Annotated in this window: 10 protein-coding genes; 3 read left to right on the top strand and 7 right to left on the bottom strand. The window is 65.7% G+C overall.

Annotation, left to right across the window (positions count from 1 at the left end; genetic code table 11):
• Positions 1–3: 3 nt before the first annotated feature.
• Entirely contained in the window at positions 4–534 is a 531-nt protein-coding gene (locus RBA40_RS26945) for a GNAT family N-acetyltransferase (RefSeq protein WP_306651382.1), read from the top strand.
• Between the two features lie 50 nt (positions 535–584).
• On the opposite strand, the gene RBA40_RS26950 is transcribed toward RBA40_RS26945, so the two are convergent.
• From RBA40_RS26950 to RBA40_RS26975, 6 genes are read right to left on the bottom strand one after another with little or no spacing between them, the layout of a single operon-like run.
• Positions 585–1,013 carry a YybH family protein gene (locus tag RBA40_RS26950; RefSeq protein WP_099874869.1) on the bottom strand — a complete coding sequence of 143 codons (429 nt, stop codon included), beginning with the start codon at positions 1,011–1,013 and terminating at the stop codon, positions 585–587.
• 28 nt (positions 1,014–1,041) lie between these two features.
• Positions 1,042–2,436 carry a multicopper oxidase family protein gene (locus RBA40_RS26955; RefSeq protein WP_306651383.1) on the bottom strand — a complete coding sequence of 465 codons (1,395 nt, stop codon included), beginning with the start codon at positions 2,434–2,436 and terminating at the stop codon, positions 1,042–1,044.
• A gap of 13 nt (positions 2,437–2,449) precedes the next feature.
• On the bottom strand, positions 2,450–3,862 hold the full coding sequence (locus tag RBA40_RS26960; RefSeq protein ID WP_306651384.1) for a TolC family protein: 1,413 nt from the start codon (positions 3,860–3,862) through the stop codon (positions 2,450–2,452).
• A gap of 2 nt (positions 3,863–3,864) precedes the next feature.
• Entirely contained in the window at positions 3,865–4,212 is a 348-nt protein-coding gene (locus RBA40_RS26965) for a hypothetical protein (protein WP_306651385.1), read from the bottom strand.
• A gap of 56 nt (positions 4,213–4,268) precedes the next feature.
• On the bottom strand, positions 4,269–4,628 hold the full coding sequence (locus RBA40_RS26970; RefSeq protein WP_306651386.1) for a hypothetical protein: 360 nt from the start codon (positions 4,626–4,628) through the stop codon (positions 4,269–4,271).
• A gap of 42 nt (positions 4,629–4,670) precedes the next feature.
• Positions 4,671–4,871 (bottom strand): heavy-metal-associated domain-containing protein, encoded by a 201-nt coding sequence (locus RBA40_RS26975; protein ID WP_306651388.1) that lies wholly within the window; start codon positions 4,869–4,871, stop codon positions 4,671–4,673.
• Positions 4,872–5,010: 139 nt separating this feature from the next.
• Here RBA40_RS26975 and RBA40_RS26980 point away from each other — a divergent pair, with 139 nt between their 5' ends.
• Both RBA40_RS26980 and cueR read left to right on the top strand, forming a co-directional pair.
• Positions 5,011–7,236, top strand: a complete 2,226-nt coding sequence (locus RBA40_RS26980) for a heavy metal translocating P-type ATPase (protein WP_306651389.1) — start codon at positions 5,011–5,013, stop codon at positions 7,234–7,236.
• 2 nt (positions 7,237–7,238) lie between these two features.
• The gene (cueR, locus tag RBA40_RS26985; protein WP_306651394.1) at positions 7,239–7,628 is read left to right on the top strand and encodes a Cu(I)-responsive transcriptional regulator; all 390 of its coding nucleotides are present in this window, start codon (positions 7,239–7,241) and stop codon (positions 7,626–7,628) included.
• A gap of 84 nt (positions 7,629–7,712) precedes the next feature.
• Here cueR and RBA40_RS26990 read toward each other — a convergent pair whose 3' ends face one another.
• Entirely contained in the window at positions 7,713–11,120 is a 3,408-nt protein-coding gene (locus tag RBA40_RS26990) for an RICIN domain-containing protein (protein ID WP_306651390.1), read from the bottom strand.
• Positions 11,121–11,338 lie beyond the last annotated feature (218 nt).

The raw sequence follows: 11,338 nt of genomic DNA on the forward strand, positions 1-11,338 counted from the left end.
AAGGTGAACATCGTGCGACTCGATCCTGCGCACGCTGCGGCGTACCGGTCGATCACGCTCGAAGCGCTTGCGCTCCACCCCGACGCCTACACATCCGGCGAACCTGAGCGCGCCGCCTTGCCAGCATCATGGTGGGAAGTGCGCCTGAATCCGGACCCGGCATCGAACGAAGTGGTGCTCGGTGCGGTCGGCGCCGACGGTACGCTTGCCGGCACCGTCGGCTTGTCGTTCGAGGTGCGCGAAAAAGGGCGCCACAAGGTCACCTTGTTCGGCATGTACGTCACACCCCTGTACCGTCATGGCGGACTTGGCGAGCAATTGCTGAACGCCGCCCTGGACTACGCCCGTTCGCGTCCGCACGCAAAAATCGTCCAGCTCACGGTCACCGAAGAAAACGGCGCTGCCCGCGGCCTGTACGAACGGCTCGGTTTCACCGCCTTCGGCGTGGAGCCGTTCGCCATCGCGCTGGGCGAACGCTATCTCGCCAAGGTTCACATGTGGCGCGCGCTCGCTCCCCTGAAGGCCCAGGATTAAAAGCTTGGTGCGGTAGATAGGCGTGGCGGTTGATCTGGTGGCCGCCGGGATTACTTCGCCTTGCGCGACGACCAGTGAAAATGCAGCACCACCCAGCCGTCGCCCTTTTTCTCCAGCAGCGCCGTCTCGGTTCCCAACGCATTGATCTTCTTGCCCTTGAACGTTCCCTTGCTCTCGGTTTCGTCCAGGATGATGGCGATGTTGCCGTCGATCCGCTCCTTGTGCCGCAGCACCCGGCGCGTGGTGGCCCTGGCGAACGCAATGTCGTCCGCCAGGTGATGGTCCGCATATTCGCTGCGCGAACGTTCTATATGGCCGGCCTCGTAAATGACCGCATCGGGGCTCAGGAGCGCCATCGCGCGCGCCTGGTCGCCCGCGTGCAGCGCGGCGTGGAAGGCCGCCAGCGTCTCGCTGGGCGTGGCCGCCCGGGCATGTAGCGATGCCAGTCCGAGGACGGCAAGCAGAACGTATTTACGCATCGGCTTCTCTCAGTCGTTGAAAAAAGCGTCAGTGTGCATGATTTTTGCCCGGTTTGGTCACTTGCAGCACCTTCTCCCCAGGTTTTGCCGCCATCCGGTCGGCATCCGGCGCGCGCACCGGCTCCGGTTTGGCGATGCCGCCTTCCTTCCATTCGTAGGCCACGGTCCCGGGCGGATGCTTGTACCAGCCCGGGTCCTTGTAGTCGCCGCGCGCCAGTCCTTTGCGCACTTTCATCATGGTGAACATGCCGCCCATGCCGATGCCGCCGAACGGGCCGCTCCCGGTCATCATCGGCAGCGTATTGTCCGGCAGCGGCATCTCCATCTCGCCCATGTCGGCCATGCCCTTGTCGCCCATGACCATGTAGCCCGGCACCAGCTTGTTGATCTTGCCGAGCACCTCGCGCTGGTCGACGCCGATCAGGGTCGGTACGTCATGGCCCATGGCGTTCATGGTGTGGTGCGATTTGTGGCAGTGGAAGGCCCAGTCGCCCGGCTCGTTGGCGACGAACTCGATCGCGCGCATCTGGCCGACCGCGATATCGGTCGTCACTTCCGGCCAGCGCGACGCCGGCGCAGTCCAGCCGCCATCGGTGCCCGTCACCACGAACTCGTGGCCGTGCATGTGGATCGGGTGGTTGGTCATGGTCAGGTTGCCGACCCGGATGCGCACCTTGTCGTTCTGCGCGATCACCATCGGGTCGATGCCGGGAAAGGCGCGGCTGTTGAAGGTCCACAGGTTAAAGTCGAGCATCGTGTTGACCTTGGGCGTGTAGCTGCCCGGGTCGATGTCGTACGCGTTGAGCAAAAAGCAGAAGTCGCGGTCGACCCGCATGAAGTTGTGGTCCTTGGGATGGGTAATCCAGAAACCCATCATCCCCATCGCCATCTGCGTCATTTCGTCGGCGTGCGGGTGGTACATGAAGGTGCCGGGACGCCTGGCCACGAATTCATAGACGAAGGTCTTGCCCGGGTCGATGCCGGGCTGGGTCAGGCCGGTCACGCCATCCATGCCGTTGGGCAGGCGCTGGCCGTGCCAGTGCACGCTGGTGTGCTCGGGCAGCTTGTTGGTGACGAAAATGCGCACCCGGTCGCCTTCCACCACTTCGATGGTCGGTCCCGGCGACTGGCCGTTGTAACCCCACAGGTTGGCTTTCATGCCGGGTGCGATTTCGCGCACCACCGGCTCGGCCACCAGGTGGAACTCCTTGACGCCGTCCTTCATCCGCCACGGCAAAGTCCAGCCGTTGAGGGTGACCACCGGGTTGTACGGGCGCCCGTTAGGCGGCATGAGCGGCGGCTGGGTCGCTGCCTTGTCCATGATGACCGCTTCCGGCAGCGAAGCGGCGCCGACGCGCGAGACCAGCGCTGTGCTGACGGCAACCGCGCCCGCGCCAGTGAAGAAATTTCTACGTGAAACCATGTTGCATGTCCTTTCAGTGTTGGGCCGGCGCGGCGCTGCCGGCGCGTGGCGCCGAGGTTGCGGCTGCGGCTGCGGCGCTCTCGCCGCTGCCGGTCAGCGCCGCTTGCAGGGCGGCGTCGGCGATCCAGTAGTCGCGCTGCGCTTCGATGGCGGCGTTGACGCTGACGACCTGCTCGCGCGCGTCGGCCAGCAGTTCGAAGACGCTGATCAGCATTCCGTTGTAGCGCAGCAGCTGCTCGTCCGCGATGCGTTTTTTGAGCGGCACCACTTCGTCGCGGTAGTGGCGCGCCAGGTCGTAGGCGGTGCGGTAGGCGCCATAGCTTTCGCGCACCTGCGAGCGGGCGTCGACAGCCGCGCCGGCGGCACGTTGCACCGCCTGCATGTACATCGCTTCGGCCTTGGCCACCCTGGTGCCGCCCCAGTCGAACAGGGGAATCTGCAGTTCGATCTCGTAGCCGGTGGCGCGCTCGCCGGTTTCGCCGGTGTTGCGCAGGTAGCTCAGGTCCAGCAGGTTGACGAAGCGCGTGACGCGCGTCAGGCTAAGGGAGGAGGCCAGTCCGGCCAGTTCCTTTTGCGCCATCAGCATGTCGAGCCGGTTGTTCATGGCCTGCGCTTCGGCATCCATCACCTCGCGCGGGGCCGCCGGCAGGTCGGGCAGTCGTTGGGGCAGGGTCAAGGCAGTCGGGCTTGAAAGGCCCATCAGGCGCGTGAGTTTTTCGCGTTCGACAGTGCGCGTCTGGCGCGCGCGGGCCAGCTGGGCCACCGAATCGGCATAAAACGCCTGTTCGCGCGCGTGCTGCAGTTTGCTCCAGTTGCCGGCCACCGCCATGCGGCGCGCCAGTTCGGCGCTCGCTTCGGCGGCGTTTTTCACCTGCTCCATGTACTCGGCGCTTTGCTGGGCCGCGACTGCGCCGTACCAGGCGCGCCGGGTGGCGTCGGCGGTGCGCAGCACCTCGCCGGCGGCGCGCAATTGCGCCTGTTCGTAGCGGCGCCGTTCGAGGCGCGTGGTGACCGGCATCGTCAGCAGGCCGATCACCGGCAGCATCAGCTTGCGCTCGATCTCGATGCCCTCGTGGCTTTTCAGGCGGCCGAAACTGAACACCGGGTTGGCGATGCGCCCGGCCTGCACCAGGTCCGCTTCGGCGATGCCCAGTTCCGCGTAGCCGGCCTGCAGGCCGCGGTTATTGAGCAGGGCGACGGTCACCGCATCGTCGGCCGACAAAGGCTTGGCCAGCAGCGCGGCGACCTCGCGCTCGACGCTGCCGGCGCCCGGTGCGGTGGCGGGAATCGTATCGCCGGTGCGCTGCTGCGCGAGCTGGCGCACCTCGGCGTAGCCGCCATCGGGCGAGAACGATGCGCAGCCGGCGGCACCGGCGCAGATGGCCGCCAGAGCGATGCGGCGCAGCGGAGTCGATAGTCGTTGCATCGTCATTCCTTGTGGTGGTGGCCGTGGTGCGGGTCGGACTTGGCCTTGGCCGGCTCCGGGCTCTTTTTCATGCTGCTCATGTCGTGGCCGGCATGCGGATCGTCAACCTTTGCTGCATCCGGTTGTTTGGTCGCGCTCATGTCGTGACCGGCGTGGCCCATGTGGCCCATGTGGCCGGGCGCCTTGCGCAGCTGGTCGAGGGTAGCCTTCCAGGATGCCGTTTTTGGCTCCTGGTAGGTGCGGTACCCGGCAAACGCCGAGTCGTAGGCAGGTGGTGCGGCGCTCGTTTGCGCCAGCGCCGGCGACGCGGCGGCAAGCAGCAGCGGCCATATCAGGCGTAGGGAATTCATGACAACCTCAATCGTGTTGGTTAAAAGTCGCTGGTCCGCGGACGGACCAAGGGCATTCAGGCGATCGGGGAATGAGGGGGACGTTCCAGGCCGCCGGGAATATGCGCCGTCACGTGCACGGCGGCATAGGCAATCCGTTCGGATGCGAGCGCTCGCGCCTCGGCCAGCGCGGCAAAGGCCGGGGCAATGGCCATGCCCACGCAGCAGAATGCGCAGTTACTGCATTTGGCGGGGCTGGCGGGGCTGTCCGGCTGGTGGCAATGGCCTTCGTCCATGCTGGCGACGACCTGACTGACGACCTGGCTCGCGACCGGTGCCCTGGCCGCCTCGCACAGCGCCGACGAGGCCGCGGCGAAGCCCTGTAAAGGGATCGCGAGCAGCAACAGCCAGACCAGCAATGTTCTCAAGGACGTCATGGGCAAAGTCTAGCACATGGAAAATCGGGGCCGCAGCGGTGCTTACCGGGCCACTGTCGCAGGGTAGCCGGCATCGGCCAGGCTGGCGACAACGCGCTCCTGCGCCGCTGTCGTGTTCAGCTCGACCGTGCGCGCCGGCATGTCGAATGCGATGACGGCGTCCTGGTCCAGCTCCTTGACGGTCTTGGTAATGACGCCTGCGCAATGGCCGCAGCTCATGTCGGGGATACTCAGCTTGATCATGGCGGAACTCCTGATGGTGGATATGACAAACGTCATTGTCGACGTTCCCACCGTGGGAAGGTCAAGCGGTTTTTTCGCTTGACCTTACTATAATGGGAAGCTTAATCATGGTGGCATGCGTATGTAAGAGGAGCAAGAAATGACTACCACGGCAGTGCAGGACAAGCAGGGCGCGTTTGAAACGTCGCTGGAAGTAAGCGGCATGACGTGCGCCTCGTGCGCCGGACGGGTCGAAAAAGCGTTGCGCGCGGTGCCGGGCGTGCAGGGCGCCACCGTCAATCTGGCCACCGAGAAAGTGCTGGTTACCGGCGCCGGCCAATCGCTCGACCCCGCCCAGCTGATTGCAGCGGTCGAGCGTGCCGGCTACACGGCCAGTGCGCCTGCCGACGCAATGCCACTGTCAGCGCCACCGCCCGCGCCATCACGCGCTTTGTCCGAACCGGCGCAAATCGCGATTGCCGCCGTCCTGACCATCCCCTTGCTGGCCCCCATGCTGTTGGCCGCGGTGGGCATCGACTGGATGCTGCCTGCCTGGGTGCAATGGCTGCTGGCCACGCCTGTGCAGTTCTGGATTGGCGCGCGCTTCTACCGTTCCGCATGGAAAGCATTGCTGGCCAGAAGCGGGAACATGGACTTGCTGGTCGCGCTCGGCACCTCGGCTGCGTACGGCCTGAGCCTGTACCAGTGGCTCGGCCAGCCGCAGCATCATGGGGCGCACCTGTACTTCGAGGCGGCCGCCGTGGTGATCACCCTGGTGCGTCTCGGCAAGTGGCTGGAAACGCGGGCCAAGCGCCAGACCACCGCAGCGATCCGCGCCTTGCAGTCCCTGCGCCCGGCAACGGCGCGCGTGCGCCGCAACGGCGTGGAGAGCGACATGCCGATCGCTGCATTGAAGGTCGGCGACGAGGTCGTGATCCGCCCCGGCGAGCGCATTCCGATGGATGGCACCGTCATCGAAGGCGCCAGCCATGCCGACGAATCGATGCTGACCGGTGAAAGCCTGCCTGTGAGTAAAGCTGTGGGCGCGCGCGTGATCGGCGGGGCGGTCAACGGCGAAGGCGTGCTGCTCGCCCGCGCCAGCGCCATCGGCACCGAAACTGTGCTGGCGCGCATCATTCGCGCGGTCGAGGACGCGCAGGCGGCCAAGGCGCCGATCCAGCGCCTGGTGGACAAGGTCAGCGCCGTGTTCGTGCCGGCCATCATCGTCATCGCGCTGGTCACCTTTCTTGGCTGGTGGCTGGCCAACGGCGACTGGAGCGCGGCGCTGCTCAACGCGGTGGCGGTGCTGGTCATTGCCTGCCCCTGCGCGCTGGGGCTGGCCACGCCGACGGCGATCATGGCCGGTACCGGCGTTGCCGCCAAATACGGCATTCTGATCAAGGATGCCGAGGCGCTGGAACTCTTGCATGGCGTCACCGTGGTGGCCTTCGACAAGACGGGCACCCTCACCGCCGGCAAGCCGCGCCTGACCGCGTATGTGGCGACGCAGGGCGACGAGCAGGCATTGCTGGCGCTGGCGGCCGCCGTGCAGCAGGGCAGCGAGCATCCGCTGGCCCGCGCTGTCGGGGACGCGGCGCGGGCGGCGGGCATCATGCCCGCGAGCGCGACGGGCACGCGCGCCCTCCCCGGACTGGGCGTGAGCGCGACGGTCGATGGCCGGCAGCTGTTGCTGGGCAATGCGGCGCTGATGCGCCGGCACGGCATCGACATCGCCCCGCTGGCCGCGCAAGGGCAGGCGCGCGAGGAGGCTGGCGAGACCGTGTCGTGGCTGGCCGGCGCCGGACAAAGCCCGCGCCTGCTCGGCATGCTCGCCTTTGGCGACGCGCTCAAGCCGGAAAGCAGGCAAGCCATCGAGCGCCTGCACGCGGCCGGCATCCGCACGGTGATGCTCAGTGGCGACAACCCCGGCAGCGCGCGCCATATCGCGGGCCAGCTCGGCATCGACGAGGTGCACGCGCAGGTGCTACCAGAGGGCAAGGCAGCCATCATCGCAGCCCTGCGCGCCAAGGGCGAGCGGGTGGCGATGGTGGGCGACGGCATCAACGATGCGCCGGCGCTGGCGGCGGCCGATATCGGCGTGGCCATGGGCAGCGGCACCGACGTGGCGATGCATACGGCCGGCCTGACCTTGATGCGCGGCGATCCGCGCCTGCTGGTCGACGCCATCGATATCTCGCGCCGCACCTACAGCAAGATTCGCCAGAACCTGTTCTGGGCGTTTGTGTTCAATATGATCGGCGTGCCGCTGGCGGCGTTCGGTCTGCTCAATCCGATGATCGCAGGGGCGGCGATGGCGTTTTCCAGCGTGTCGGTGGTGAGCAATGCGCTGCTGCTCAAGCGCTGGGTCGCGGGAGGGAAAACATGATGATGAATATCGGCGACGCGTCAAAGGCGTCCGGTGTGTCGGCAAAGATGATCCGGCATTACGAATCGATCGGGCTCATTGGCGAGGCGCAGCGCACCGATGCGGGCTACCGCGTGTACGGGCCGCGCGATGTGCAGGTGCTGCAGTTCATTCACCGCAGCCGCGAGCTCGGGTTTTCGCTGGAACAGATCAAGACCTTGCTGGCCTTGTGGCAGGACAAGCAGCGCGCCAGCAAGGACGTGCGCGCGATGGCGAAGCAGCATATCGCGGAGCTGGATAAAAAGATCAACGACATGCAGTCGATGAAGCGCACGCTGGAAAAACTGGCGGGCGCCTGCCACGGCGACGATCGCCCGGACTGCCCGATCCTCGATGATCTGTCACTGGGCTAAGGCGGCGCAGCAGTCGCATTCTACCCACTGACGGTCAATGCCGCACTGCCTCAATGGCCGTGCGGCGCCGCTGCCGCGTGGTGTCTACTGATAAACCGGGCGCCAACCCTGGGTGCCACGTGACCACTCGAAGGTGGTCGGCACCCGGATCGGCGCATCGACCACGATCTTGCCGCCTTCCAGATGGAAGATGGCGTCCGGCGTTGCGGCCAGCGGCCCGTCGACGGCCTGGGCCCCCAGCACGAGCCCGCGCACCGTGCCGTCCGGGTGGCGCTGCAGCAGCAAGGTCTTGGCCCGTACCGACATCGTTCCCGACGTCAGGCCGACGGCGTCGAGGGAGGTCTGGAAATGCAGCTTGACGCCGCCGGCGGTGGTGGCGGTGAAGCTGGCGATGCCGTCGATCGAGGTCTCGACCGGCGTTACCGGAGCGGATTTTCCGGTGTCGGCCGCCGCCAGCAAGGTCACCAGCTGCTGGCTGCCCGTGCCGCGCCACTCCACGTCGACTTGCACCGCGGGCTGGTAGCGGGTCTCGGGCTTGGTCTGGGTGTCGAACCAGCCGCGGTTGGGTGCGGCCAGTTCGCCGAACTGCTTGTTGTAGCCGAAACTCGGATCGCCCTGTTTGCCGAAGTGGTACATGAACAGATTGGGGCCGTCGGCGTCGCTTGTCGCCACCGTGCGCTTGCTGGTGTCGGGGTTCACTTCGGTATTCTGGAAACCAGGGACCTCGAACACCTTGGGCGGGTAGTGCCACAGCTGCGCGTAGTTGAACGTCGTCGCCGCCGCTTCCGGCTTGACCAGCAGATGATCGAGCATGATCCACAGGTCCAGGTCGCGCAGGAAGATCACGGCGCGCTCGTGGGAGACATCGGTCATCACGCCCTTGGTGCCGTGCGCCGCGCCGTAGCCGTTGCGATGCAAGCCTTCGACGAAGTCGACGTGGGGGGTGAAGGCCGAACGTGCCTGTATCGGCGTGGGCGCGCTTGCCGTCCAGTGCTCCATGCCGAAGCTTTGATCGAGGCCGTTGACCATGATCGTGTTAGTCTTGCGGGTGCGTTCGGCACCGAAGAATGCTTCCTTTGTCCCTGGCGTGACCGCGCTGTAGCTGTCGCCGCCCGGGATGACGATCAGCGGCCGTCCGAACGCATGGATCTGCACCGAATTACGGTTGCCCATCTGATGCCCGACGGTTGGCCGGAATGCGCTCATGTACAGGTAAGGCGAGAAGGTGCTCCAGTCCTTGCGCAGCACCGCGTAGCCGCTGTAGGGGAAGCTGATCGAGGTGAAATCGAGTTTGCCGCCGGCGGCCACGCGGTCGATGTCGTCTCCCTTGAACGGATGGTTATAGAGTTTTTCGGCAAGGGTGTTGCGCTGCTGCTGAGCCCATTGCTCCCAGATCGCAGGCGATTCCCACACCGGCTTGGCGATCCTCGGTACGTATTCGCCTTCCATCGGCAGATACCCGGTGGGCAAGGTCACGCTGCGCATGAAGCGCTCGAAATCCTGCAAGCGCTCCGCGAGCGGCTTGGCCCAGACGGCATCGCGGGCGTGGCCCAGTTCCAGCAGGACGGACTCGCCCTCGGCGGCGCTCAAGTTGTAGTTGAACGACGGTTCCAGCATCGCGCCATCCCGATGAAACGATTCATCGATGAATTTTTCGAAGGCCAGTTCCACCCGCGGCGTTATATCGCGCACGGCCTGAAATTCAGGAAACAGCTTGTTGATGAAGAGCAGTGCCGTAAAGCCGAAGCGGCGCTGGTCCGGCGCCCGGCCGGAGGCGGCCTTTTCGTAAGCCTGCAGCATCGCCGGCGGGTGATCCTTGACCAGCGAGCGCACGACTGCGTAAAAATCGTCCAGGGCAATGGCATCGTAGGCCGCCTGCGCGATCGGGCCGTCGCGCTGCGTCAGCACCTCGCGCCACGCAACCGGATGCGCCGCCGGCGACTGCGCGCTCTCGGCCTGCTGGTCGCCGAGGATCTTGGCAAAGGCACCCATCGCCTGGATCATATTGCCCGTACGCATAGCCTGACCCAGGACCGAGCCGGAGTTGCCATCCCAACGGCAAGGAAAGTCGATTTTCTGCGCCAGCAGCGGGGCGATATCGTTTGCCTGGTTGCGCGCGAAGTCGCCGGCAATCTGGAACCACTTGCTGATGAAGTCGGGGTTGTGGGGATGGGCATGATAGGCCGACGGGAGGGACACGAGCGCGTTGAAGTCGCAATAGCTTGTCAGATAGGATTTGCCTTGAGGTACGATCCAGTTGATCCGGGTGGCCGCCAGCTTCGGGTCGCCGCGCATGCCGAACGGATCGCGCGGATCGGGCGCCGTTCCCACCCGCGCGCCGATCAGATAGGCCGCGTCGGCGCGGATCACGCTGCTGGCCTTCCAGGAGTGTTGGGGAAACTGGCCCAGCGCCATGGTGCGCAAGCGCTCGAGCACGGTGTTGCGGTAGCCGGTCAGCGCCCCGCTCGCGTCGCCGTGCAGCAGCGCGGCATGGAAGGCATCGGCCAGCGGCGTGCCGGGCACGAGCATCGCGGCCACCTCCGTGGCCAGCTGGGTATGCGTGTCGCGCCGGGGACCTGCGTTGCGCGAGCGCATATCCCAACGCTGATGGGTTGCGGCGCCGCACGCGGCCTGGGTCAGCTGGACGCCATTTGCCTTCGATGCGCCCGGTACTTCCGCGCACAGCGCGTTGTGCGCCGAGGCCAGGCGGTACTGGTTGCCGCCTTGCGCATCGGCGCGCCACGACTGGGTCGGCTGGGCCGCGTTGCAGCTGCGTTGCGCCAGCAGCGGCGGCGCGCCCGCGGCGCCAGGCTCGGCATTCATGCATTTGCCGCTGCCGCCGTTGACGACGCTGAACTGATCGTTGGTGCGCCGCTTGAGCGTCCACTCTTTGTTATTGAACGGACCGCACGCATATTGGTTGACCTTGGCGCCATCCACGCCGGAGCTGCCGCCCACTTCGAGACACAGGTTCGACGCCACGTTTTTGACGGTAAAGGTTTGCTTGACCAATCCCCACGCTTGCTCGGCTTGTCTGGTGCAAGCGCGTTGTTCGAGCTGGCCGCCGGCAGCGGGGGCGCTCAGGCAAAGGCCGCTGTGTCTGGCGACAATCTCGACCGTGCCAGTGGTGGTCGGGGTGATGCGCCAGCGCTGGTTGTTCAGCGTCGTGTTGCACTGCCACTGATTGACGGTCGCGCCATCGACGCGCGAGCCGCCGCCGACGTCCAGGCATTTGCCCGTCGTCGGCGTGACGATCTGGTACGTCTCGTCGCCCACGGGTACCAGAAACCAGGCTTGCGACAACTGGCCGCTGCACAGGGAGGTGACGGCGGCGGCGCCATTGTCCGTCGACTCCTTCCACACATCCATGCAGCGGGAGCCGCGCTGGGAGACCAGATTGTAGCCCTCGTCCGTGACGGTGACGGCCGCCTGGGCCGATACGAAGGGCAGCGCGAGAAACACCGGTAAAACGGGCTTGAAGAAGTCAGTCATCGTTGGGTCCGGGAAACGTTGGAGGGAGAAGCGCGTGGTCAGACGAGGCGATGAAGACCCATCGGCGCGGCGATGTCCAATTATTCAAGTTCGCCTGGATCACGGCAATAACTATTAGGATCGTTAGCCTGCGCTTGCCCCACATGCTCGATGGCAGGCTCGTGCCAATGCGAACCGGTACCGACTAGCTGATCTGGCGCAACTTAATCGGTACCAGC

The organism is Massilia pseudoviolaceinigra, assembly GCF_030846505.1.
GTDB classification, from domain to species: domain Bacteria; phylum Pseudomonadota; class Gammaproteobacteria; order Burkholderiales; family Burkholderiaceae_D; genus Telluria_A; species Telluria_A violaceinigra.

Coding starts and splice junctions, on each gene's coding strand:
- RBA40_RS26950 (WP_099874869.1), bottom strand. CDS start 1,013: ATGCGTAAATACGTTCTGCTTGCCGTCCTCGGACTGGCATCGCTACAT.
- RBA40_RS26955 (WP_306651383.1), bottom strand. CDS start 2,436: ATGGTTTCACGTAGAAATTTCTTCACTGGCGCGGGCGCGGTTGCCGTC.
- RBA40_RS26960 (WP_306651384.1), bottom strand. CDS start 3,862: ATGCAACGACTATCGACTCCGCTGCGCCGCATCGCTCTGGCGGCCATC.
- RBA40_RS26965 (WP_306651385.1), bottom strand. CDS start 4,212: ATGAATTCCCTACGCCTGATATGGCCGCTGCTGCTTGCCGCCGCGTCG.
- RBA40_RS26970 (WP_306651386.1), bottom strand. CDS start 4,628: ATGACGTCCTTGAGAACATTGCTGGTCTGGCTGTTGCTGCTCGCGATC.
- RBA40_RS26975 (WP_306651388.1), bottom strand. CDS start 4,871: ATGATCAAGCTGAGTATCCCCGACATGAGCTGCGGCCATTGCGCAGGC.
- RBA40_RS26980 (WP_306651389.1), top strand. CDS start 5,011: ATGACTACCACGGCAGTGCAGGACAAGCAGGGCGCGTTTGAAACGTCG.
- cueR (WP_306651394.1), top strand. CDS start 7,239: ATGAATATCGGCGACGCGTCAAAGGCGTCCGGTGTGTCGGCAAAGATG.
- RBA40_RS26990 (WP_306651390.1), bottom strand. CDS start 11,120: ATGACTGACTTCTTCAAGCCCGTTTTACCGGTGTTTCTCGCGCTGCCC.